The sequence below is a fragment of the Psychrobacter sp. ANT206 genome (genome assembly GCF_056880555.1).
Genome location: NZ_CP096271.1, coordinates 43,575 through 68,697, shown reverse-complemented (window position 1 = coordinate 68,697; position 25,123 = coordinate 43,575). Strand labels below are relative to the sequence as shown.

The window sequence follows — 25,123 nt, the reverse complement described above, 5'->3', positions numbered from 1 at the left end:
TGAACGAATACAGAACTAAAAATAGGAAACACCCCTTATTATGGTAGATAGCACTCTTATAAAAGACAGTACTGACACTAGCGTTGCTGAGCCAGCGATTAAGCCACACCTTATCTTAGCCTTAGATTATGGGGTTAAAAAAATGGGCATGGCACTCGGTAATAGCTTGACAGAAACGGCGCGTGCCTTTGATATCTTGGCGATGAATAATGGGCAACCTGATTGGGATAATCTACTCGGTATTATCAAGGTTTGGGGCGTGGCAAAGGTAGTAGTCGGACTGCCGTTAAATATGGACGGTAGCAGCTCTATGCTGTCAAAACGCGCACATAAATTTGCCCGTCGTCTGGCACATAGAATCATGGAGCAGCATTTACCTGTCATCGTATCTCTATGCGATGAGCGCCTAACATCGGTCGCCGCGCGTGAGATAGCATGGGAAAATGGCTGGATTAAACATGAGCGCGCTCCGATTGATGATATCTCTGCCTGTATTTTAATGTCGACCTACTTTGCTGATCCTCATAGCAGTATCGCCATCGACGCCATCAAAGCAGATTAATTGAGCATTAGCTTTCTTTTTAATGTCCCATCAATACCTGATATAGTCGGTTCTACATAAAAGAAATACAAATGTTATCAATCACTACTGGGGTTAATTCTTCTTGCTTGCTGTGCCTACGCAGACAGAGGCTGCGAATAATTAACTCCAGTAGTTCTGTACCCTTTTAAAAGTGAATTAACTGTACCTCCTCAATCCAAACGACTAAATGACTGATTACTATGACCACTGTCTCAGACCACTCTTTGCACAATAGCTCTCGACATGGTTTTGCACCGCTTGCCATTGCGCGTATCAAAGGCGCCCAACGTGTCAACCAGATAGCCGTCTATCTCATTTACGCCGCTATTATCACTTTTATGGTTTTTGGCACCATTGCTAGTATCAAAGCCTTTCATGACAATCAGCTCCTGTATCAACTATTCTACAACTTACCTTATGCTTTGGTGGCGCTGACCATTCCATTGACGCTATATAATGCCTTTATTATCTATCGCTATCGTCTCAATCAAACCTCGATGGTGATTATGACCATTGGTGTCTCAAGTATTATCCTGATCGGCGGGCTGTTATTTGCCGATACGGCTTGGTTAGGATTGGCATCGTGGCTCGGTGTGGCTTTTTTATTTAAGGTGAGCTTTAAGCGCTTCTTTAATTTTTTAGCCCTAGCCGACTTACCTGAGAATCATAACAGCACTGAAAACAATAAAGATATTATCGCTATTGACGCAGAAAAAACGCCTTTATAAAATCATTAGTAAACAAGTATTCAGCTACCAAACTTATCTATTAGGTTTATAAAAAAATATGACGACTTCAATATTAGACACGACTATTCACCATCATTTAGATACCCAAGGGCTGATTTGTCCTGAGCCAGTCATGATGCTACATAAGACGATTCGTAAAGCGGATGGCGGCGATGTGATTGAGATATTAGCCACTGATCCTGCCACTACGCGTGACATTCCTAATTTCTGCCGGCACTTGGGACATACCCTTGTCCATCAAGAAACGCTAAACGATGCGCCAACCTATCGTTATTTAGTCAAGAAAAAGAGCGCTTAGCGCAATATATAATGCAGAAATATCTTTGCATTATAAAAAATACATCATTCACATCTGAAAGGTAGGTCGTGTGTTAGCAACAGAAATACAGTACGTGCAATGGCACGAAAATGAAACCTTACGTCAGGCTCGCTGGTTGTCTCAAAGCAATCATGTGCCGCCTGCGCGTATTGTTGTGGTCGACGACAAAACGACAGCCGATGAGGCTTATCGCTTGGCTTGTGCTGGAACGTCAATGCTATGGCGCGGTGACTTTAATAATGCAAGGCAACTGCTGCAAGCCATCACTCGACGCATTGACCGTGCGAATGAGCGTTCTGAGCAGCGTAAAATTAATAAAGCAGCTAATAAACCTGCTAAGTCCGCTAAATCTACAGATGAGGCTTCAGCATCCTCTAAAGACATCCCTAATCTTTTTCATCAGCAACGCCAAGTCCAATCTCAGCGTTCGCGCCTATTAAGCCGTTTATTATTAGAGCTTGATGCCGGTTATGTCAACCAGTTACGCCGCGCCCCTGATGTCAGTGCTGCTTGTACCGCTGCTTTTGGTGAGTTGAATGAGTCATGTCTAATATCATTTCGTGACCTGCAAGGTGCCTTAGGTGCGGCAGGGTGGCGTGTAAAAGGCGTGGCAATCGAAAATTTGGGTCTATCAATTTTCCCACATTATGGCGTCTTTGCACCGACTCGTCATGAGTATGTGCAGCTGTTGCTTGATGCACCGTTGCCAGCCGTTTATGATGTCGCCTTTGATATCGGTACCGGAACCGGTTTGCTTGCTATTATTCTGGCGCAGCGCGGTGTGAAGCAAGTGATTGCGACGGACTTAAATCCGCGTGCATTAGCCTGCGCTAGTGACAACCTTACACGTTTAGATTTACCTGCAGTGCAATTGCAGCAAGCGGACTTGTATCCGACTGATGCGCCACTGGCTAATCTGCTGGTCTGTAATCCACCTTGGTTGCCCGCTAAGCCAACCTCGCCACTAGAGTTTGCCGTCTATGATGCCAATAGCGCAATGTTGCGTGGGTTTTTGCAAGGCGCAAAGCAGCATTTAGCTGAACAAGGAGAGGTCTGGTTGATTCTGTCAGATTTGGCAGAACATTTGCAGTTGCGCAGCCGCGATGAATTATTGGGCTGGTTTGCTAATGCTGGTTTAGAAGTAAAATACCGTCTCGATACCCAACCTAAACACGGTCGAAGCCAAGACGATACTGATCCACTATTTGCAGCGCGTAATGCGGAAGTCACCTCGCTATGGTGTTTGGTAGCTGTTAATACTTAAAGGGTAAAAATGACTTTGCCAAATTTTATTAATTGATAATCAGTTTAAAATAAAAAATATCGTCTATATTAACTCGGATTTTCTTATACCACTACTGAGTATGTCTTATGAGCCGCGACCGTGCCGTACAGCAGCGCCAACCAAAAGCGCTGGCCGTAGATGATGAACCGGCTTATATAACCGAATTTCGTCAAGCAATGCTGGCTCGTGGTTTGGCCACGCGTACCCGTAACGCCTATGTGCGTGATTTGCGCTCCTGCGAATTGACCAATCATACGGCACTAACGCGTTGGAAGCCCGAAGACGTGCTGCACTGCCTGTCTATTCTTACTCAAGATGGGAAAACGCCGCGTACGCAAGCGCGCATGCTTTCAAGTTTGCGTCAGTTTTATCTGTGGATGATTGCCAGCAACCTACGTGAAGACAATCCTTGTGAGCGTATTAAAAGCCCAAAACTTGGTCGTCCACTGCCAAAAGATTTGGCAGAAGCTGACGTCGATAATCTCCTTGCCGCGCCCGATAGCAGTACTGCGCTAGGGCTACGTGATAAAGCCATGTTAGAGGTACTTTACGCTTGCGGTTTGCGCGTCAGTGAATTGGTTAACTTGTCTCTTGAACAAGTGAATCTAAACTCAGGCTGGCTACAAATCACGGGGAAAGGCAATAAAACCCGCTTAGTGCCTTTAGGGGAATATGCAGCAGATGCGCTTGAAGATTATTTGACGCATGGACGTGGTGATTTGATCGCCCATTTAAAAGCAGGAAATTGCCAAGCAGTGTTTTTGACCGCCCAAGGTGGCTATATGACCCGGCAAAACTTTTGGTATCTGCTAAAGAAATACGCCAAAGTTGCCAGTATTGATAAAGACCTATCACCGCATACCTTACGCCATGCTTTTGCTACCCATTTACTCAATCACGGTGCCGATTTACGGAGCGTACAGTTATTATTAGGGCATAGTGATTTATCGACGACGCAGATATATACCCATGTGGCGACGGCTAGATTGCAGAAGTTACATGCTGAACATCATCCAAGGGGTTAGATTGCTGATTTACGAGATATTATTACCAATATAAAAACCTATATATTGAAGCAAAAAAAACGGCAATATTATAATAATACTGCCGTTTTTTTATACTTAATAGAAACGTAATCTTGCTTATATGCTATAGCGATAATGAGGACAAGCCTGCATATTCTGTGCCTTTTGATAGTACATAACGCTTACTGGTTTCCCCATCCGTTAAGAAGCCACCAAACGTCTGTGATACAGCGCTAAACAGAATAATACTGACAGCAGACAATGCTTCTTCAGCCAACTCTGTGGTATTTAATAGCTCTTTGGCTTTGGCCACACTAATCACAGCACAGCTTTCATTTTCACTAAGACGAGGCTTGGTCTCTTCATTATAGTTTTTATAACAAAAAGCGATAGACACATATTCATCACAACCAGATAGCTCAGCCAGATAAGCTTTATCGATAGTTTTTACTGCTTCCACACATTTGACACCCGGCTGTTTTTTGAGAGGCTTAATACGCTTACTATGCACGATATGAATAAATGTTTCTTGCGCTGGATTTATTTTCGTTTTGATTTTAGACTTCATATTTAAGCATCCTTTCTAATTAAGTAAAGCTTGGTGAGTTTAATCTTAGTAAGCTGGTACAATCCCTAGTATGACCGTAATTCTTCATATCAAGAAGACACTACAATAAATAGTTGACCAATTAGTTATCTTTATTAGTATTCCATAGCTTCAATAAGGATGCTATAGCATTTACGATATAAATGCGTAAACGGGTAACTTCAACCTGACATAAATCTGACAATGGTTCCTGTCAAATACTCCTCCTTTAGTGCCCATCACAATTTCCACTAATACGTAGCTGCAAATCTTCCCTTTTATCGTTACAATACTCATCATAATGTGCACCCTGTTCGTTTGAGCAATGCACCACCTTTTACTTATCCATAATCCGAGAAATCCATGAGCCATAGACCCCCTGCTGACCTGTTGAAAAGTGCCCAACATTGGCGTGAAGACATTAACTTTCGCCAAGATGTGCTAGGCAAGCCGTTTGATTTTGCGACCACGTGGGGTATTTTTTCACCACAAAAGCTCGATGACGGTAGCTTGATGTTACTTGATTATGTGGATTTTCAGGCGGATGATGACTCGATAGATTTGGGCTGTGGCTACGGCGTTCTGGGTATGGCAGCAGCGCGCGAATGTCCTAATGGTCAGCATACTTTGATTGATAAAGACTTTATGGCAGTAGAATATGCACGCCTTAATTGTGAAAAGAATGGTCTAAAAAATGTCGATGTACATTTATCAAATGGCTTTAATCACGTGGCCAAAGACAAAGACTTTAGCCTTGTGATGTCAAACTTACCAGCCAAAGTAGGCAAAGAGCAGCATTACCTTTATTTCCTAGATGCTCATGCGCGTATGCGTAAAGGTGGACGCTTTTACGTGGTGACGATTAATGGCTTACGTCAATTTATGAAACGCTCATTTACCGAAGTCTTTGGTAATAGCGAAAAGGTAAAACAGGGCAAGACTTATACGATTACCATGGCAACCAAAGATTAAACGCTAGAATCAGACAAATAAAAAGCACGCTAAATCATAAGGATTTAGCGTGCTTTTTTATGGCTAAACTTTTAGATTTACATCATTTTGAGAGTTACATCTGCCGTTTCAGTAAATATCCACCCAAAACCGCACTGGCAATAATTGGTAATATCACCATCAGTAGTGGCGAAAAGCCTGTCGCCAGCGAGACAAAACCGACCAAATCCTGTACATAACTAAATAGCAGCCCAAACAATAATGCCACGACAATTCGCAAGCCGAGACTATGCGTACGCAGGGAGCCAAAAACGAATGAGCAGGCGACAATTACTAATGACAAGATAGACAAGGGTGATAATAGCTTTTGCCAAAACGCCAGCTCATGACTTAAAGAGCGAGTGCCTTGCTGACGCATAAATTGACGGTGTTCATAAAGTTGCGTAAGAGATAAATCCTCAGCTTGACGCGTGAGCAAATACACAGACTCAGGGGCAAACGGTAAACTCAATGTGTCTGTTGGCGATATGGCTTGGCTACTTTCAAAGCCTTGATTAATCATCAGCTTGGTCATATTGTTCAGCTGCCACTCATAACGATATTGCTCGCTCGGTTTGCTGCTAGCGGTAGCAAGCGTCTCGCGCCCGATATATTTACCACCTTCAGCATGAATGGCGGTTTGCAAGTTGCCGTTATTATCTAAGTGCCAACGCTTTACCTGACCGATATTCCCTTTGACATCAGCATAATCGATATACAAGATATCACTACCATCCGGCTTGGCACTGCCGTCTTTTGTATTCTCAAAGCGTGGTTGCACTGTCCAGTAACCGCGTACTGAAGTCACTAGCGAGCTGTTATCCTCACTATTAATCTCATTTGCCAATTGATTGGAATACGGCAACACAAACTGGTTAATGAATAATGCTAATACTACAAAAATCATAGCTGGCTGCAATACCCAACTGACGATTCGATAAACGCTAATACCAGCAGCTCGCATGACGACCAACTCACTGTTATTAGCCAGCAAGCCCAAACCAACGACCGCACCCAATAATGCCCCTGTTGGGATAAATTGTTCTAAAAAATAAGGCGAGCGATAAAAGATATATCTGATTGCCTCTCCCATCGTATAGCTATCATCTAGCGAATCAAGCTCAGATAAATAAGAGAATACCAGCTGTAATGCCCATAGCCCTATGACCGCCGCGATAATCGCTAGCAAGGCATTTAGTTTCACATAGCGGCTAAGCACTTTGAGGTTAGTCGGTTTTGGGCTAAGTAGCGATTGAGCATTTGGCGAATTCGGCTTCGATGATTTAGAGAATAGAGCACTCATTAGGATTGCCCTCCTTGTGAGCTACTATTTTGATTGTCGGTAACCGTCAAAAGCTCATTTTCTGGCTTGCGAAAGCGCAATCGGTGCTGCACGCGGCTACCCCAATTCATATACAGTGCCAATGCCATAAACCCTAAGATGAGCCATGCATAAGCCCACACGCTTACACTGCCTTTACCGACAGCATTTTTGAGTGAGATGATACCGAGTGCGCAGCTGACAAACAGTAAAATAGAGGGAAATAGGCGTAACCAACGACCTTGACGTGGACGAACTTGCGCCAGTGGTACGGCGAGCATCGGCGCGATAATCATCAGCCATGGTAATGATAAACGATAACCAAGCTCGCCTTGGGCCGCACGCATGGCATTATTACCCACTTGCGCATTGCCTGTTGCCGCTTGCCATAACGGTCCAATCGCCTGCGTCTCGATATTGTCTTCGGTTATGACTTCTTTCGACGACTCCGTCAAGGTAATACGATAGCGATCAAAACCTACTTGATTGTACTTCAAGCTACCAGCCCCGACTTCATAACGGCGACCTTGGAACAAATCCAATTGGGTTATGCCACTATTGCCTGTATCTACTTGTTCAGCACGTTTGGCAAGCGTAATCGTGTCTTTGCTAATATTATTATTGGCAAGCGCTGTGGGCAATTCTGGAATATTAAGCTGTTCGGCAGTTTCGACATCGATGTTATTTTCAAGATCCATGGTACTATTTTTAGCAGTGTTATTTTTAGCCCCACTGCCCTTTTTTTCAGGCTCAGACTGAATCAATATCACATCTTGTAATTGTTTTTTATCATCACTTAAACTGCCCACATATAGATGATAATTGCCACTGCTGATAAATTGATTGGGGCGAATTAAGTCAAAGGCACTGGTCAACGCTTGCTGTTGCCAGACATTCTCAGATGAACGCACGCCCCATGGCTTACCAACGATGGATAATGCTGCCTCACCAACGAACAATGCCAAAATCAATGGCGTCATCAAGCGCCCAAGCCGACCGCGCGACACGCCACTGGCATTAATCACTGCCATTTCTTGGTCAACATACAGGCGCCCAAATACCAGCATTAACGCAATAAAGAACGCCAATGGTAGAATAAGCTCTAAGAAATACGGTAGGTTATAACCAATGATGGTAAACAGCAAACCGATGTCTAAATTACCTTCAGCTGCGATACCAAAATAGCGTATCAAACGTCCGCCAAGCATCATCACCACTAAAAACCCCAAGACCAATGCGGTCGTTGAGGCAACTTGTTGGGTCATATAGCGGCGTAATATCACAGTAGGCACTCTTAGCGGTTGTAGAAGTTGGCGTTCGTGCGGTTCATCGCATCTGTATTAATAAGGACAGTTAAGCTTGACCAGAGACGATAGGCATAACCGCTAATGCTAGCATATTTCTAGAAAAAATAGCGTGGAAATGTGTTTGAAAACATTACCTAGCCGTTATCAATAACGCATTTAGTACTCACTCATCAACAGGGTTAAATGGGGACGTAACTGCGCTATTTAAAACCTAATCGCATTATATAAGATATAAGCGCTTTAACTCAGACATCACGATTAAGTCTCTCATACATGCTTTCTAACTGAATTTGTGTACTGTACGTATCACGTACTGAATACTATCAGCATTAGTTGTTAGTATTTAACGTTAGTTCCCATTCAAAATTATCTAAGATTTAGCATCTACACTTATATCGTCTACTAATTAACGGAGCATAAAATGTCTATTCCCTTTACTTTACTTGGATTAGCTGGTGGTCAATTTAATGAGATTGATTGGTCAAATTGCGCTATCGTCATGATTGATTTTCAGAATGAATATGTTGACGGCGCGATGCCGTTAGGTGATGCCGGTAATAAAGCCACTGCGAACGCGCGCCTGCTACTCGATAAAGCTAGGAACGAAGCTATTCCGATATTTCATGTTACTCATCACGGGCAGGATAATGACAAAATTTTCAATCCATTATCATCAAAAGTAGATATTATTAATAGCCTGCAGCCCATTAATGACGAAAAAACCATTGTTAAAATGCACCCTAATGCATTTTATGATACCGAGCTGCAAGCGCTAATAAAATCGGCTGGTAAGCAACAAATTATTTTTGCAGGCTTTATGAGCCATATGTGCGTCAGCTCAAGCGTCAGAGCAGCCTTTGATTTGGGTTTTGAAAATTTCGTGTGTCATGATGCTTGTGCCACGCGCGATCTGCCTAGTGTTGCAGGACAAGTCATAACGGCTAGTACTGTGCATGATAGTGCGATGGCTGCACTTCAAGATAGATTTGCCGCTCTAGTAGCGACTGATAAGTTGACTAACAGCTAATGACAGACGCTAAAATAATGCAAGAAATAGCTCCAGAAATATTACCTAACCCTTGCTAACTGCGTACTGTGTGCCGATATGCTACACTACTATGCTTGCTTGATAGGCGTGCTATTTAAGATAGGTAGCAGTTAAAACACACTACCGATTCAAATGCGTTAGCAGTTAAAATTTGATATCTTTTTAAATTTGACACCTTACTGTATTCACGCTTTTAAAAAAATGCATTCATCTAATAAGGATAACAATATATGAATATTAAATTAACGCAAAGTTTACCGAAAACCCATACACAAAAAATTCTTAAAAAAGAAGCCAAAAGCAAAGATGCCGCTTGCCTTGTCGTCTTAATCGATGATAAGAAAAACATCTTAGCTGAGTCGGTATTGAGTGATTATCAAACCCGTATTGAGCAATTGATTGAAGTATCGCACTTTAATGGCAAAGCTTGTGAGACAGTTGCTGACTATGCGTTGGCTGGCGATAAAAAAACCACTAAAGAAAATCCAGTACAGCTGTTATTGGTCGGTGTGGGTAATGTTGATAAATTGCGTCATAGCGTTCTAGAAAAAATTGCCAATACCATTTATAAGAGCACGCAAAAGCGTGTTGACTCTATCACTGTTGCGCTGGGCGATGCTTTAGAAGAAAACCATTTTAGTCAATTCGCGCTGAGCCTACTGGCAGCAAGCTATCGTTTTGACAAGTACAAATCTGAGCAGCAAACGCCTGTTTTAACGGACATCTACTTATTGGCAGAGCCATCTTTAGAGGATTCGTTAAACTTTGCACAAGCGGTCTTTACTGGTCAAAGCTTAACCCGTGATGTCGCCAATGAGCCGGGTAATATCTGTTTCCCAGCGTATATGGCTGAGCAAGCACAGGAATTGGCAGCCACTTATCCTGATCTCTTAAAAGTCACCGTATTAGGTGAGGACGAGATGTCAGCACTGGGAATGAACTGCTTCTTATCGGTCGCGCAAGGCTCGACCAAAGAAGGTAAGCTTGTACTAATGGAATATCGTGGCAAGTCTAATTTTAGCGCCAATGCTGATGGCGATACTAGCAAAGCCACTACCAACAGCGCAAAAGTAGCGGGTGGTTTAAAAGCATTGGCTGATAAGTTACCAACCAAAGCTGCTAGCAAAAAAGCCGCTAAAAAAGCTGACCAAAATAGCGAAGACAATGTCCAAACTACAAATGATGATGCACCTATCGTTCTTGTCGGTAAAGGCGTCACCTTCGATTCAGGTGGTATCTCAATCAAACCGGGTGCGGCGATGGATGAGATGAAATTTGATATGGGCGGTTCTGCTGCGGTACTCGGTACCCTAAAAGCATTATGTGAAGCGCGTCTACCTATCAACGTCGTCGGTGCGCTAGCTTGTGCTGAAAATATGCCATCAGGAGAGGCGACGCGTCCTGGCGATATCATCATAGCAATGAACGGTAAGTCAGTTGAGATATTAAATACCGATGCTGAAGGTCGTTTAGTATTGTGCGATACCTTGTGCTATGTACAGAAGTATTATCAGCCAAAAGCCATCATCGATGTCGCAACCTTGACTGGTGCTTGTGTGGTTGCACTAGGTCACGTCCGCTCAGCAGTCTTTAGTAATGACGAAGATGTGTTGTTTGACTTAGAAAACGCGAGTCATTTATCAGGTGATCTTATCTGGCACATGCCGATGGATGACGAGTATCAAGCGCAGATTGACTCGCCTATCGCTGATATTCAAAATATCGGTGGTAAAGGTGCTGGTGCTGTTACTGCCGCATGTTTCTTATCGCGCTTTATAGAAGAAGGCCAAGCATGGGCGCATTTAGACATCGCTGGTACGGCATGGATTTCAGGTCAAGACAAAGCTGCGACTGGTCGTCCTGTACCGTTATTTATGCAATATCTGAAAAACAGTGCAAACATGGCATAACTTATTAATGAAAACCAATTAATGAAAATCAGTTTATGAACGTTAGCTTCTATGTATTAACTGAGAATAAAGCCCAAGATTTCTTGGGCTTTATTTGTCAGCTGACCCAAACCGCGCTTAATAAAAGTAATCAATCATTGTTAATTCTTATCGACGATGATGAATTGCTATCGACGCTTGATAAGGCATTATGGGCGCAAGAGGCTACTAGCTTTATCCCTCATCAACGCCTTTTGAATGCTGATACTGATATCAATCATAAAGCGTTAGCGCCTGTACTTCTTAGCAATTATATGCCTGCTAACTTTAAAGGTATGGTTCTTAATACCACTATACATCCAGTAAGCACTTTTATGACAGCTACTATCAATGCGAAACCTACTCGCGTCCTTGAGCTGATAAAACCTGATGCAGCTAGTGTGCAAGAAGGTCGTCATAAATATAAAAGCTACCAACAACTCGGCTATGAGCTGACCCACTTTACAGTTTAATTCTTCAAACCGCTTTATTTGTTACAGTAAAATCATTCTTTTTGTCACATACAACGCCTTTTCTTTAGCTCTATCAGCCCAGTCAGATGCGGGTTAAAGGTAGGCGCTTATCCCAAAAAATGCTACCATCCTCCGATTATTTTTCTGTTTTCGCTATAAATATCTTATTTATTGACAAGGTTGAGGGTGTATAGATGCGTTCATTGATTGCGATGTACCAGCGTATAGGACTGGTACCGCTTATTATTATCGGTTTAGTATTAGGGGTATTAATAGGTTGGTTGGCACCAAATGTTGGTATTGCATTAGGATTATTGGGTACTTTATTTGTGGGGGCACTAAAAGCCGTCGCGCCGATACTGGTATTCGTTTTGGTCATGGCAGCCATTAGCCAACATCGTAGTGGCAACGAGGTCTATGTTAAACCCGTGCTGATCATGTATATGTTTGGCACTTTTTTAGCAGCGCTGACTGCTGTAGGGGCAAGCTTCTTATTTCCAACCGAGCTGGTTTTAGTCAATGCGGTAATTGAGCAAGTACCGCCAGCAAATTTAAAAGAAGTGTTGACCAACTTGCTGATGAATTTGGTCGCCAACCCCGTTCAGGCTATCGCTGAAGCCAACTATATTGGTATTTTGGCATGGGCAATCATCATTGGTTTTGCTTTACGCCAGGCGAGTGATACTGCTCGTACCGTGGTTGGTGATTTTTCTGATGCCATCTCACAAGTGGTAAAATGGGTTATTGCCTTAGCGCCTTTTGGTATTTTGGGTTTGGTTGCCAATACGGTTGCTGAGACAGGCTTTGAAGCTTTAGCTGGCTATGCACGCATCTTGATGGTATTGGTCGGTTGTATGCTATTTATCGCGCTAGTCGTCAATCCACTCATTATCTTAGTTAAGACAGGAAAAAATCCTTATCCGCTCGTGTTTATCTGCTTACGTGAGTCTGGTATCACCGCCTTCTTTACCCGCTCATCAGCGGCAAATATCCCTGTCAATATGAACCTTGCGCGTAAATTGGGTCTACACGAAGACACTTATTCAGTGACCATTCCACTGGGTGCTACCATCAATATGGCGGGCGCTGCAATCACCATTAACGTCCTAACGCTTGCTGCTGCTCATACGCTCGGTATCGAAGTGACGTTTGCCTCAGCACTGCTATTAAGCTTGGTAGCAACGATTAGTGCCTGCGGCGCATCTGGTGTTGCTGGTGGTTCATTGCTACTGATTCCATTAGCGGCAAGCCTATTTAGTATTCCAAATGACATTGCAATGCAAGTAGTCGCAATTGGCTTCATCATCGGCGTCATACAAGATTCTGCAGAAACCGCTCTGAACTCATCAACAGACGTCTTATTTACCGCTGCTGCTGATCCAAAATATGCTCGTTAATTTGCTATAAAATCGTATGCTTAAATGCTGAAGAGTCCAATCAATGATTGGGCTCTTTTTTATGATCGGCTTTTACTGTTCATTTAACTATTTTAATTGGTCAATCGTGACTTCAATAACGGGTGCTTGCATATCCAATTGGCGTTTTAGTTGGCGCAGTTGCTCGATTTCATCTAGCAGCTCAAGTATCAGACCAATTGCTGGCACGCTGGCTTCAAAGTCGCGACTTAGGCGGGACGCACGGCGCACAGTCGTCAGCTGATAGCCAGTAAACTGCTCGCGCTCTGGTACATCATATTCGATGATGTTCTCTTCAATCAGCTCGATCACCCACTGGCGCTCTTGACCACAGGCAGATATCAGCTCATCTAAGCTCATGATAATGTCATTAAATTCAGGCGAGTGTTTCATAGCGATTATCCTCGTTTTTCTTTATTTTATCGTTATCGTCTACATCTCTATTAAGGTATTAAACGGCTTTTATAAATCTATTTGTTTATCGTTCAATGGTTGTGTCAGTGAAGGCTTGTTTTAGTGCTTCATAAGCGTTGGTTTCCGCTTCACTATTGATATCGGGATTGACAATATTTAGGGTTAAGTATAAATCGCCTGCTTCTTTAGCAGGAATACCTTTGCCTTTTAAGCGTAAATTGCTGCCTGACTTGCTATTTTTAGGAATTGTCACACCTAGTGTGCCCGCTGGCGTATTAACATTAATTTTTTCACCCAGTGCTGCCTCCCATGGGGCGATGTTTACAGTTTGATAAATATCTGCGCCTTCGATACGGATATTTGAAGCATGACTGATTTTAACCTTTAAAAATAAATCACCATTTTTACCATTACCGCTGCCAGCCGCTCCTTGTCCAGCCAATCGAATTTGCTTGCCATCCGTAATGCCTTTAGGGATTTTAATTTTAAGGGTTTTATTATCGTAGCCCACACTGCCATTTGGCTGACGCACCGGAACATTTAACTTAATACTATAGTCATCACCGTTATAGACCGAAGCCAAATCAACAGTAATCTCGGCATGTTGATCTTGACCTTTGCTATCTTGGTTGCTAAAGCCGCCATATTGCGACTGACCACTATTTTGTCCGCGTGCGCCGCGTCCAAATGCCGAAAAAATATCATCGAAGCGGAAACCTCCATCGCCGTAAGCCTCACCTTCCCCAAACTGATCTTTGATATCTTCCCAACGGAAGCCGCCCTGACCAGCACCTGATTGCCCGCCAAAACCGTCACCTTGACCAGCAAAAGGATTGTTTAGAATCGCATCATATTCAGCACGCTTGTCCTTATCTCTGATGGTTTCATAAGCATTATTAATCTCAGCAATCTTATTATCGGCATCTGGCGCATCACTGACATCCGGATGATATTGACGGACGAGCTTACGATATCTTTTTTTAATATCGGCGTCTGAGGCGTCTTTTTTGACCCCTAAAATGTCATAGTAGTTTTTTTCTGCCATGTTATGTTCCTCAAAATAAGATCTATTAATAATAATGAAATGCCAATTGTAAACGCTAGTAATCGAAATTAGGTTGGCGATATAACAGATTGTGACCCTAGTCTACTTATAATGATAGCGCTAAAAAAACCAAATACCGTTATAGAAATATTACCAATATAGGGGATACAACTTAAACGCGATACCGTGCGCTCGCTATAAATTATTATCGTCTCTGCTAGGCGGATAGTAGTATGCAAGGGATCTTTTTCTCTGAAACATACTATTTAATACGAAAATTTTTTACTTTCAACTGATTTTATAATGAGAGAATCGACCAATAAATTGTTTATATTGACAGCAATCTAAATATAGCAAAATAGGTATATATATCATAACTTACTGTTAAAACAGCGTTTTTGACCTAAAGAGTTTTTTTACAGAGCTGTAAGAATGTGAAAAGTTATTTCTTGTATGATGTTTTATATTATTTGTACTCATAGGGAGTATGCATAACATAGGCAAGAGTATCTGTCTATTTCTTCAATAGCAAAAAGGTTTTAAATGTCTTATTTAATCAAGTCTTTAGTCGTCACTTTATCAATACTATTGAGCGCCACTGCTTTCGCCGGCAATACCAGCTACTACGGTAGCAAGTTCCACGGTAAGCGCACGGCAAGTGGTAGTATCTTCAATATGAACTCCCTGACAGCTGCACATAGAACGCTGCCGTTTGGTACGAAGGTACAAGTGACCAACAAAAAGACAAAGCAGAGTGTGATTGTGAAAATTACAGATAGAGGACCTTTTATACGAGGTCGCATCCTTGATTTATCTAAAGCTGCTGCTGGTCAAATAAACTGTCAGCTTTGTACTACTACGATGGAAATCCTATCTTATGGTGATGGTCGATATCGTAGAGAGTAAGGCAATAAAGTAAAAAAAGGGAAGGCGTAAGCCTTCCCTTTTTTAATGACTGAGTTTTATCGCTTGGTTTCGATTAAAAATTAATTGATAAAAACCTCACGGTATTAGCCGATATTGGCTTCCATTTCTTCCAAGGTTGTCATTGCCAGTAGCAATTTTTCTTCATGTTGACTATGTTGTTGCTGTAGCGCGGTTTGCTCATTCAACAATATCATCAAATCAGCCTTACGACTTTCTTCATAAAGATCCGTATTCGCCAGCTTTTCTTCTAACACCAGCAGCTTTCCATCAATTGTTGCCAAGGTCTTTTCTGTATTTTCAATATCACGGCGAATAGGCGCTGTTAATTTGCGTTGTTCAGCGGCTAGCTTGCGCTGCGCATCTTTACCCACTTGCTTGCTTGCTTGGCTACCTACTGAATTAGCATCTGTTTCACGTGAAACAAACTTCTTACTCTCTTTTTTGCTTTTTTTCTTACTGGTATTTTTATCTTGTGAATTTTCCTGCTTACGCTTTTCGGCAAGCCACTTGCCATAATCGCTTATATCACCATCAAACTCATCGATTTGTCCATCATGTACCAAAAACAGCTCATCACAGACGTTGGCAATCAATTCACGGTCATGCGATACCAATACCACTGCCCCTTCAAAGCCCTGCAAAGCAATGGTCAGTGCTTGGCGCATTTGTAGGTCTAAATGGTTGGTTGGCTCATCAAGTACCAGAACGTTCGGACGTTGCCAGACTATCAAAGCCAATGTTAAGCGCGCCCGCTCACCACCAGAGAATAGCTCACTGATGGTATCGATACGGTCACCACGGAAATCAAAGCTACCCAAAAACGAGCGTAGCATGGCATCAGAAGTATTGCCTGCTAAGCGGCGTAACATCTCTATTGGGGTTGCCTTCGGATCAAGAATATCCATTTGATGCTGGTTAAAGTAGCCAAGCTTTAGCGTATCAGAGACATTATAGCTGCCCTTTAATACGCCAAGCTCACCGACCAAGGCTTTAATCAAGGTCGATTTACCAGCGCCATTCATCCCAAGTAGCCCGATACGAGTATCAGGAGTGACTTGCACATTGGCATTATAAAGCAGCGGCGTATCGCTATAGCCAATATCTGCATCGGTCAGCTCAATCAATGGCGAGCTCATATTAGCTGGCTCATAAAAACGGAACGAAAACGGGTTGTCTGCCATCATCGGCGACAGCTCAGCCATGCGCTCAAGCTGCTTGATACGGCTTTGCGCTTGCTTGGCTTTACTGGCTTTCGCACGGAAACGACGAATAAAGTCATCCAAATGTGCTTTGGTCGCTTCTTGCTTCTCAAAAGCTTGCTGCTGCTGCGCCATACGCTCATGACGGGTGCGAATAAACTGCTGATAGTTACCGGTATAAAGGGTGATTTTTTGTTGCTCAACGTGCAAGATATGACCAACAGTATTGTCCAAGAACGTTTGATCATGTGAGATGACGATGACCAAGCCAGTAAAGGCATTAATCCACGTCTCAAGCCACAAAATCGCATCCAAATCCAAATGGTTGGTTGGCTCATCGAGTAACATCAAGTCAGCGCGGCTCATCAAGGTCTTAGCAAGATTTAAACGCATACGCCAACCACCCGAAAACCCTTCTACCGGCAGCTCATGCTGGTTGGTATTAAAACCAAGACCCGCCATGATTTGCGCGGCTTTGGTTGGCGTACGATAGCCATCAATCTCATCAAACTGCTGATGCAGCACACCAATCTGCTCATCACTGACGCGGCTTAAGTCATTTAACGTAGCGTTAATCTCGTACCACTGCTCATCACCGCTCAGCACATAATCAATCGCCGTCTGTGTGGTCGCGCCAACTTCCTGCGCCATGTGCGCTACATGCCAGCTATCGGGGATACTCACTTCACCCCTATCAAGGGTCACTTCGGTGTCACCGGTACCCATTCGTGTCAATAACAAGGCAAATAAGGTCGATTTTCCGGTCCCGTTATTGCCCGTTAAGCCAACTTTGTGGCCCGGATGTAGCTGGAAGCTTGCCCCTGCAAACAACTCACGACCATCACGGCGAACACCAACGTCTTTAAATTCGATCATATAATTTCTTCATCTCAGCGGTAATATAAAACATAAGGCAATAGGAAAAACACTTCTCTGGCGTGTTTACTGGCGGCTATTATTTCAAACGCCTAACCGATAGGCAAACAATTAAATAAGTATTTTAAATTCAAACCTTTATACTGCTACTAATTCCCTTGTATTAACAAACAACAAGGGGCATATATAAGTAGGTTATAATAGCAAATGCTACTGTTAGCCTTGACAAATCAATCATTAGCCCAATTATGTTATACTAGCAAAACACTATTGACATCAGGCAGTTAAGTGCTGATATTCTCAATTAAAGCCTAGTTACTATGCTGTCTATATTGCAGTGGTTGTCCAACAATAGCGATACCTTGCATAAAGAATAGTGCAGTTGCCTGTAGGTCATGAATAGCAGCTATGAAAAGCTACTGGCAAGTCATCTTAGCCTGTATCAATAGACGACCTCGCATACGTAAAAATAATAACATCTGATTTTAGCAATTGAGGTAGATATGAACCAACCAGCCAACCAATTTAATCCAAGCTCAAGCCAACCTGTCGATCCAACGGTTTTGAATCTGACTGACAGTGCCGCGCAAAAAGTCCGTCGCCTGCGTGAAGAAGAAGGCGATAACAACTTGATGCTACGCGTCTATGTGACGGGCGGCGGCTGCTCAGGCTTTTCTTATGGCTTTAACTTTGCCAATGAGCTCAATGAAGATGATGCCAACTTCGATAATGCCGATGTGACCTTGGTCGTTGACTCATTAAGCTATCAGTATCTGCAAGGCTCTACCGTTGATTATACCGAAGGCTTGGAAGGCGCACGCTTTATCGTAACCAACCCGAATGCCACGACCACTTGTGGCTGCGGCTCGTCATTCTCAATCTAAATACTCGCTTTGGTATACCTCAATATCCAATGATTATATAAAGAATTGTTTTGCTATGGCACTTACCCGATTGGTAGGTGCTTTTTATTTCAGATATTTTTCCTATAAAAATTTGGGTGCATTGGCTATTGATAAAAATAGAGTTGCCCTCCATAAAAGCTTTCAAGAAAATAAGCACAAACGATCAATTAAAGTCATTTCTGTATTAAGATTTTACTGCTAGATTTCTTGCCAGACAGAGTAAAGTTTACCTTAATAAAAACGGACCGTATTTGTAATCGTGCGTGGTTTTTAGCCTATCTTTGGGCTAAACTGAAGTCACTATTCTCTATTTTTCGATTAGCCATTGATGGTTTTTTAATCAATAATAACCAATAACAACAGATGATCCTTATGAGTAATTTTGCGAGTAGCTTTGTCGATTTTGATATTCCAAACTGGTTTGCCAGCGAGCATTTAGCAGGCATGTTACGTGGTATCGAAAAAGAAGGATTGCGCGTGACGCCTGATGGTTATTTGGCACAAACGCCACATCCTGCCAAACTGGGCTCCAAGCTGACTCATCCTTTTATTACGACGGATTATTCTGAGAGTTTACTTGAGCTGATTACCGACCCCAAGTCCTCGCCAAAAGAGACGCTTAACATGCTGCGCCAATTGCATCTATTGGTATATCAAGGCATGCCTGAAAACGAGCTGATGTGGCCGCTGTCTATGCCTTGTATGCTGTCATCAGATGATGAAGATATTCCACTCGCGGACTATGGTAGCTCTAACACGGGTAAATTGAAAACTTTGTACCGTAGTGGACTTGGTGTTCGTTATGGTCGCCGGATGCAGACCATTGCAGGTTTACATTATAATTTATCATTTGGTGACGATTTATTCACTGCATGGCAAACACAAACGCCTACTGCACAATCTCTGACATTAACAGAGTTTAAAAACGATAAATATCTGGGTCTGATTCGTAACTTTAAGCGCCTGACCAGCTTGGTGCTGTATTTATTGGGCGCAAGTCCGAGTGTTTGCCCTTGTTTTGTTTCAGGGATTGAGCACGACCTTGAGATGTTCAATAATTCAACCTATTATAAACCAACTGCTACTAGCCTGCGTATGGGTAAACTTGGTTACACCAATAGTGTGCAAGAGCACCTTGATATCCGCTACAACAATTTGCCTGAATATGTCAAAGGTCTGCGCCGTGCGATTCAAACCCCGCACGAAAGCTTTGAGAAACTCGGCTTAGATGATGAGAATGGCAATCCTATTCAAATCAACAATCATATTTTACAAATAGAAAATGAATACTACAGCCCTATTCGTCCTAAACAAATAGCCATGAGTGGCGAAAGCCCAACTGAAGCACTTGAGCGTCGTGGTATCGCTTATGTTGAGTTTCGTGCGATTGATTTGGACCCTTATAGCGATATCGGTATCCGCTTATCTAGTGCCTGCTTTTTAGAAGTGATGGCGCTTTATTGCTTGCTTAGTGATTCCCCTGAATTAATGCCTGAGGAAGAAGATGCGCTCGCTATCAATCTTGAGCGCGTCGTTAATGAAGGTCGCCGTGACAATTTACAAATCCTTAATAATGGTGCCGAGCAATCATTAGAGAGCTGGATGCTGATGCATCTAAATCGTATGCAGCCGTTAGCGGCACTACTAGATGCACACTATGGCGGCAATGATTATCGTGCAGCAGTTGCCTTGATGCAAGGCAAAGCTGGTCACTCTGAGTCAACTATTTCAGCGCAAGTGAACTCTGATAGCAAGCGCTTGGGCAGTTTATGGCAGTTGGGCTTTACCTTAGCGCAGCAGCATCGCGACTCGTTATTGCAGCAGACGCTCAGTCCAAATACCCAAGCAAAATATGAAGTGCTCGCCGAAAAATCCATCTTACAACAAGCGGAGATAGAAGCAGCTGAAACAGAAGATTTCATGGATTTCTTGCAGCAATATCGTTAATCTTTCATATCTTTCTGTCCTTTATTAACAAGCACTTTATAAGAGTATCTGCCCCATGCTACAGCTAACCACTTACCGCAATCTGCAAGTGTTTTTAGTCATAATGACCGCGATAGGCATGAGCTTTGCACTATTTTTCTTACAGCGTTATATGGGTTTTTCACCTTGTCCGCTTTGTATTTTTCAGCGAATTGGTCTGATGATCATGGGTGGGTTTGCTTTAATCGCCGCTTTGTTTCATCCAAAATCGATGGTTATCAGACTACTACTTTGGCTTGGTAGTTTAGCGGGTATCGGCTGGGCGGCGATAGTCGCAGGACGTCATGTCTGGCTACAGCATTTACCAGCAGATCAAGTCCCGTCATGTGGTCCGGGTTTGGATTATTGGCTTGATACCTTGCCTATGCAGCAGGTATTAAAAGAAGTATTTGCGGGCTCTGGTGAATGCGCCTCTATTGACTGGACGTTTCTGGGCTTAAGCATCCCTGAACAATCCTTGATTTTATTTAGTATTCTGATACTGACCCATTTGCTTATCTTGTGGCGTATCGTACGTCCTGCTACTCCTAAGCCTCTCGCTCGATAAATAACGCACGGCGTGCTATTCATAGTTTCTCCATTTTTATCACATAATTTAACGAAATCAAGCTCGCAACGCGGGCTTATTGCCGTTACTCTAGTCGTTTTCGTTCTATGTGGTTTTTACGCTGATTTTAGAGTCAAAATGACATCAGTTGTAATTAGCAATATTGTTTAAAAATCTGCTCTGTGGTAATACTATGATAAATTTTTCGCCTGTATTTTCTGCTTCCTTGCTTAACAACCGCTGTCTACGCCTATTATTAGCCGTACCGGTCTGTATCGCCTTGGTGAGTTGTGACAGTGCCTCTTCTTCTACAAATAAAAATACCCAAGGTGCGCCGATTAACAGCGACCAAAGTAACGTTTTGAATAATGATGAGCCTGCCTTAGAAGACAATAGTGCTAAAGCATCAGCTAATGAAGACAGTGATCAAGAAGGACAGGCACTTATTGCAGCAGCAAACTCGAATGATAACTTAGCACGTTCACCGATGATTTCAGCAGCCAATAGCGACAGTATGTTGCAAGCGACCTTGATGGGCGATTATGGTGGCGTTGTCCCCTGCCCATCTTGTGGCAGTATCGACCTCACGCTAAACTTATTCGCTGACGGTTCAGTATTAAAAACCAGTGTTTTTAATCAGGCAAAAACGCCGCAACCGCCTTTGATAGAATCCGGTGTCTATCGTCAAGACAATGATGTAATTACTATCGTTTATGAGAAAAAAAATATCGAAACCTATCAAATTCAAGACAATCACTTGATCATGATGGATGAGTATAAAAATCCTGATGAAAACTATGCTTTAGCACGTCAATAAATGCGTGAATAGTAACGCCATATAGCATCTTTAAGATAACACTAAATCCGACTACTTTATAATTTTGATAACGCCTATTTACTAGGCGTTTTTTATTGGTCAACGAACCATGATTACTTTACAATGAGCGCTTGCCTGCTGTGCTACGGTCGTTGGCTCAACATAAAAGAGTACTGGCTTAAATAGTAATTTGCTAAGATAAATATTAGCTCAGCCAAAATACAGCAATCTCTTTTATTACCTTACGTTAGATTTTCATTCCTCTTATTCAAGCTCGTACGGAACGTCTATGCATATTCATATTCTTGGTATTTGTGGTACTTTTATGGGCTCGCTGGCCTTATTGGCGCGCGAGCTTGGACATACGGTCACGGGCTCAGATGCCAACGTTTATCCGCCGATGTCTACCCAACTGGAAAACGCGGGCGTGACCATTGAGCAAGGCTATCTGGTAGAGCATTTACAACCAGCACCAGATTTGGTCGTGGTTGGTAATGCTATGAAGCGCGGTATGGATGTCATCGAATATATGCTGGACACAGGTCTACGCTATACCTCAGGACCACAGTTTTTATCTGAGCAGGTATTACAATCGCGTCATGTGATAGCCGTTGCCGGTACTCACGGTAAAACCACGACGACGACCATGCTCGCTTGGATATTGCACTATGCGGGTATCGATACTGGGTTTTTAATCGGTGGTGTGCCACTTGTTGATACCACTGATGAGCATTTACAGCACGTCTTCGCTCACAGCAGTTATTTGGGTGCTGACAAAATTGATAATGACGATTCGGCAAATACTGGCTATTTCGTTATCGAAGCAGATGAATACGATTCTGCATTTTTTGATAAGCGTTCAAAGTTCGTACATTACCGTCCGCGTACGGCTATTTTAAATAACCTTGAATTTGATCATGCGGATATTTTTGCGGATCTTGATGCTATTCAGACCCAATTTCATCATATGGTACGTATGATTCCAAGCACTGGCAAAATCATTATGCCCACAGCGACTGCCAGCTTAGAGGAAACGTTAGCGAAAGGTGTTTGGACACCCGTTTGGCGGACAGCAGTATTGGACTCAGCGGCAAATAATACCTATGCAACAGATAATACCTATGCAAAAAATAATACCCACGCAAAAGATAGTAGCGATTGGCAAGCTGAACTTATCAGCGCAGATGGTGGTCAATTTGCGGTTAGTTTTGCGGCTGATATTGCTGATAAAGAAGCCACGGGAGTCGTCGATTGGTCGATGAGCGGCATTCACAATGTGAATAACGCCTTGGTTGCTGTCGCAGCGGCTTATAACATCGGCGTCAGTGTCAAAACTGCTTGCGCGGCGTTATCAGCATTTGCGGGTATTAAACGTCGGATGGAGCTTATAGGTAATGTAAATGATATCTTGGTCTTTGATGATTTTGCTCATCATCCAACGGCAATTACCACTACTTTGGATGGTGCTAAGAAAAAGCTAGCTGATAGACGACTGTGGGCAATTATTGAACCACGTAGTAATACCATGAAAATGGGCATTCATCAAGACAGCTTGGCTGAGTCTGCTGCTCTCGCCGATCATACCTTATGGTATGAGCCGACAGGACTTGAGTGGGGTCTAAAAGAAGTCATTAATAATGCCACTATCGCAAATCCAGATATTGGCAGCCAACAGGTACTCTCTAGCGTAGAAGATATCATTACTCATATTTGCACATATGCCAAGGCTGGTGATGCGATTGTGATTATGTCTAATGGCGGCTTTGAAGGTATTCATCAGCGTTTAGTAACCGCTTTAGCTAATAGTTAGTCTGGCTCTATAACCCTGTAGAATAACAGGCGTAGCTCATTAATAATGAGCTACGCCTGTTTATTTCTTTTTATACCTATAAAAAAATATTTTTACTTTTATAGAGAGATATAGTCATTTCATTAGCGACTTTACTACCTTTGTAACACCCCGTTTACCTATTTCCCCTGCTAAATAGCAAATATCGCTTTTTCCTCACAGAGCCCATACATAGGTAACATTTTTTGCTTATTTCTCGATCTCGATAATGTTTACAATGGATTCAACAAAATAAGTAAACCATTATAAATGATAGACACTTTAGGAGAATTGATATGAGCTTTATTTGGATGATTATTGTTGGTCTGGTTGCAGGTTTATTGGCACGTGCGATTAAGCCAGGTAGCGATCCTATGGGTTGGATTATGACGATTGTATTGGGTATCGTTGGTGCGATGCTTGGTGGTTTTGTTGCTGGCCTAATTGGTATCAATGCTGATGGCGGTTTCACTGGTCTAATCTTCTCAGTAATTGGTGCGATTATCTTACTGTTCATCTATGAGATGATTATGAGTAAACGTCGCGTATAATTGGACACAGCTGAATAGCTAATATATTTCAATAACTAATACATAAAACAAAGGTCTTGTGCAATCAAGGCCTTTTTTACTGTTTCAAATTCCTCTATCCATACATTATTACTATATTTTTCTTATATTTATCAGTCAGGATATCTCTCTTTAGCTATTGATAAGCATTACTTTTGTCCCCATTTATCTTATAATATCAAACCTATTTTTTATCTTTATCATTGAGGTGAGCCTTATGGCGTTACTCCCTATTTTAAGCTATCCCGACCCGCGTCTGCGTACGATTGCAACGCCTGTCAAGGAAGTCACTGCTGAAATCAAAACCTTAATCACCGATATGATTGAGACCATGTACGAGGCGCAAGGTATCGGTCTGGCTGCAAGCCAAGTGGATCACCATATCCAGCTTATCGTGATCGATTTATCAGAAGATAAAGACAGCCCAAGAGTGTTTATCAATCCCAAAGTAACGCCATTGGTTGAAGAAAAGCAGCCGTATGAAGAAGGTTGTCTGTCCGTGCCAGACGTCTATGACAAAGTTGAGCGCCCGAATAAAGTGCGTATCGAAGCACTAGATGAGAATGGCAATAAGATTGATGAAGAAGTAGAAGGCTTACTTGCCGTTTGCATCCAACATGAAATGGATCATCTGAATGGGGTGATTTTCGTCGATTATTTGTCGCGTTTGAAACAGACACGTGCGCGCGATAAGGTGCGTAAAGTCCTTAAAATACGTGAAAAACAAGGCGAGCAAGTGGCGGAAAAAGAGCCACAGCCAGCAAACTCTTAATCTATTTCTCTGATAAGTTGATTGTCACATACGTTTATCGTCAAGTGGTTTTGTTATGGCTTATGCTACGTTTTAAACGCTGTCTGTTTTAGATACTGCACATAGCGCAGCGATAAGGCGACGATTAAACGCTTAGATTTTAGCGTAAAGAATTTGGGTTTTATTATTAGTTCTGGTTAGCATCACTCCTTGTTAGCTTCATTCCTTGT

The 25,123-nt window shown here is 42.6% G+C and carries 24 protein-coding genes; 18 read left to right on the top strand and 6 right to left on the bottom strand.

Annotated elements, in window-relative coordinates; all coding sequences use genetic code 11:
- The first annotated feature begins 40 nt into the window (after positions 1–40).
- From ruvX to xerD, 5 genes are all read left to right on the top strand, one after another.
- Entirely contained in the window at positions 41–562 is a 522-nt protein-coding gene (gene ruvX, locus M0221_RS00285; RefSeq protein WP_020442455.1) for a Holliday junction resolvase RuvX, read from the top strand.
- A gap of 221 nt (positions 563–783) precedes the next feature.
- A complete protein-coding gene (locus tag M0221_RS00280; protein ID WP_483284009.1) occupies positions 784–1,311 on the top strand; it encodes a hypothetical protein in 528 nt (175 codons plus the stop codon).
- A 58-nt stretch (positions 1,312–1,369) separates the two neighbouring features.
- Positions 1,370–1,630, top strand: a complete 261-nt coding sequence (gene tusA / locus M0221_RS00275) for a sulfurtransferase TusA (RefSeq protein ID WP_020442453.1) — start codon at positions 1,370–1,372, stop codon at positions 1,628–1,630.
- A 70-nt stretch (positions 1,631–1,700) separates the two neighbouring features.
- Positions 1,701–2,915 carry a methyltransferase gene (locus M0221_RS00270; protein ID WP_483284008.1) on the top strand — a complete coding sequence of 405 codons (1,215 nt, stop codon included), beginning with the start codon at positions 1,701–1,703 and terminating at the stop codon, positions 2,913–2,915.
- Between the two features lie 107 nt (positions 2,916–3,022).
- A complete protein-coding gene (gene xerD / locus M0221_RS00265; RefSeq protein WP_483284007.1) occupies positions 3,023–3,961 on the top strand; it encodes a site-specific tyrosine recombinase XerD in 939 nt (312 codons plus the stop codon).
- Positions 3,962–4,085: 124 nt separating this feature from the next.
- Here the strand turns inward: xerD and M0221_RS00260 are convergent, their stop codons facing one another.
- The gene (locus tag M0221_RS00260) at positions 4,086–4,529 is read right to left on the bottom strand and encodes a hypothetical protein (RefSeq protein ID WP_011512431.1); all 444 of its coding nucleotides are present in this window, start codon (positions 4,527–4,529) and stop codon (positions 4,086–4,088) included.
- A 381-nt stretch (positions 4,530–4,910) separates the two neighbouring features.
- Here M0221_RS00260 and M0221_RS00255 point away from each other — a divergent pair, with 381 nt between their 5' ends.
- Entirely contained in the window at positions 4,911–5,519 is a 609-nt protein-coding gene (locus M0221_RS00255) for a class I SAM-dependent methyltransferase (RefSeq protein WP_483284006.1), read from the top strand.
- A 94-nt stretch (positions 5,520–5,613) separates the two neighbouring features.
- Here M0221_RS00255 and lptG read toward each other — a convergent pair whose 3' ends face one another.
- Together lptG and M0221_RS00245 are read right to left on the bottom strand one after the other, a co-directional pair.
- Entirely contained in the window at positions 5,614–6,840 is a 1,227-nt protein-coding gene (gene lptG, locus M0221_RS00250) for an LPS export ABC transporter permease LptG (RefSeq protein WP_483284005.1), read from the bottom strand.
- Positions 6,840–8,123 carry an LPS export ABC transporter permease LptF gene (locus tag M0221_RS00245; protein ID WP_483284004.1) on the bottom strand — a complete coding sequence of 428 codons (1,284 nt, stop codon included), beginning with the start codon at positions 8,121–8,123 and terminating at the stop codon, positions 6,840–6,842. Before M0221_RS00245 ends, lptG begins: the two co-directional genes overlap by 1 nt.
- A gap of 463 nt (positions 8,124–8,586) precedes the next feature.
- On the opposite strand from M0221_RS00245, the gene M0221_RS00240 reads away from it, so the two are divergent.
- The 4 genes from M0221_RS00240 to sstT all read left to right on the top strand — a co-directional run bounded on the left by M0221_RS00240 (position 8,587) and on the right by sstT (position 13,011).
- A complete protein-coding gene (locus tag M0221_RS00240; protein WP_483284003.1) occupies positions 8,587–9,192 on the top strand; it encodes a cysteine hydrolase family protein in 606 nt (201 codons plus the stop codon).
- A 251-nt stretch (positions 9,193–9,443) separates the two neighbouring features.
- Positions 9,444–11,123: a leucyl aminopeptidase gene (locus tag M0221_RS00235; protein WP_483284002.1), complete on the top strand. Its 1,680-nt coding sequence runs from the start codon at positions 9,444–9,446 to the stop codon at positions 11,121–11,123.
- Between the two features lie 35 nt (positions 11,124–11,158).
- Entirely contained in the window at positions 11,159–11,614 is a 456-nt protein-coding gene (locus M0221_RS00230; protein WP_149492331.1) for a DNA polymerase III subunit chi, read from the top strand.
- Positions 11,615–11,808: 194 nt separating this feature from the next.
- A complete protein-coding gene (gene sstT, locus M0221_RS00225; protein WP_011512424.1) occupies positions 11,809–13,011 on the top strand; it encodes a serine/threonine transporter SstT in 1,203 nt (400 codons plus the stop codon).
- An 87-nt stretch (positions 13,012–13,098) separates the two neighbouring features.
- Here sstT and M0221_RS00220 read toward each other — a convergent pair whose 3' ends face one another.
- Positions 13,099–13,422: a chaperone modulator CbpM gene (locus M0221_RS00220; protein ID WP_011512423.1), complete on the bottom strand. Its 324-nt coding sequence runs from the start codon at positions 13,420–13,422 to the stop codon at positions 13,099–13,101.
- Between the two features lie 85 nt (positions 13,423–13,507).
- Positions 13,508–14,488 carry a DnaJ C-terminal domain-containing protein gene (locus M0221_RS00215; RefSeq protein ID WP_483284001.1) on the bottom strand — a complete coding sequence of 327 codons (981 nt, stop codon included), beginning with the start codon at positions 14,486–14,488 and terminating at the stop codon, positions 13,508–13,510.
- A gap of 543 nt (positions 14,489–15,031) precedes the next feature.
- Between M0221_RS00215 and M0221_RS00210 the strand changes: the two genes are divergently transcribed.
- Positions 15,032–15,394, top strand: a complete 363-nt coding sequence (locus M0221_RS00210; protein WP_483284000.1) for a septal ring lytic transglycosylase RlpA family protein — start codon at positions 15,032–15,034, stop codon at positions 15,392–15,394.
- A gap of 104 nt (positions 15,395–15,498) precedes the next feature.
- Here the strand turns inward: M0221_RS00210 and M0221_RS00205 are convergent, their stop codons facing one another.
- Positions 15,499–17,490 carry an ATP-binding cassette domain-containing protein gene (locus tag M0221_RS00205; protein WP_483283999.1) on the bottom strand — a complete coding sequence of 664 codons (1,992 nt, stop codon included), beginning with the start codon at positions 17,488–17,490 and terminating at the stop codon, positions 15,499–15,501.
- Positions 17,491–17,993: 503 nt separating this feature from the next.
- Here M0221_RS00205 and erpA point away from each other — a divergent pair.
- From erpA to def, 7 genes are all read left to right on the top strand, one after another.
- On the top strand, positions 17,994–18,374 hold the full coding sequence (gene erpA / locus M0221_RS00200; protein WP_483283998.1) for an iron-sulfur cluster insertion protein ErpA: 381 nt from the start codon (positions 17,994–17,996) through the stop codon (positions 18,372–18,374).
- Positions 18,375–18,758: 384 nt separating this feature from the next.
- Positions 18,759–20,342, top strand: a complete 1,584-nt coding sequence (gene gshA, locus M0221_RS00195; RefSeq protein ID WP_483283997.1) for a glutamate--cysteine ligase — start codon at positions 18,759–18,761, stop codon at positions 20,340–20,342.
- Between the two features lie 55 nt (positions 20,343–20,397).
- Positions 20,398–20,928, top strand: coding sequence for a disulfide bond formation protein B (locus tag M0221_RS00190; RefSeq protein ID WP_011512418.1), 531 nt, complete (start codon positions 20,398–20,400; stop codon positions 20,926–20,928).
- A gap of 193 nt (positions 20,929–21,121) precedes the next feature.
- Positions 21,122–21,745 carry a copper resistance protein NlpE N-terminal domain-containing protein gene (locus M0221_RS00185; RefSeq protein WP_483283996.1) on the top strand — a complete coding sequence of 208 codons (624 nt, stop codon included), beginning with the start codon at positions 21,122–21,124 and terminating at the stop codon, positions 21,743–21,745.
- A 289-nt stretch (positions 21,746–22,034) separates the two neighbouring features.
- On the top strand, positions 22,035–23,555 hold the full coding sequence (locus M0221_RS00180; protein WP_483283995.1) for a Mur ligase domain-containing protein: 1,521 nt from the start codon (positions 22,035–22,037) through the stop codon (positions 23,553–23,555).
- A gap of 314 nt (positions 23,556–23,869) precedes the next feature.
- Positions 23,870–24,124 carry a GlsB/YeaQ/YmgE family stress response membrane protein gene (locus tag M0221_RS00175; RefSeq protein ID WP_011512415.1) on the top strand — a complete coding sequence of 85 codons (255 nt, stop codon included), beginning with the start codon at positions 23,870–23,872 and terminating at the stop codon, positions 24,122–24,124.
- A gap of 235 nt (positions 24,125–24,359) precedes the next feature.
- A complete protein-coding gene (def, locus tag M0221_RS00170) occupies positions 24,360–24,914 on the top strand; it encodes a peptide deformylase (protein WP_483283994.1) in 555 nt (184 codons plus the stop codon).
- The last annotated feature ends 209 nt before the right edge of the window (positions 24,915–25,123 follow it).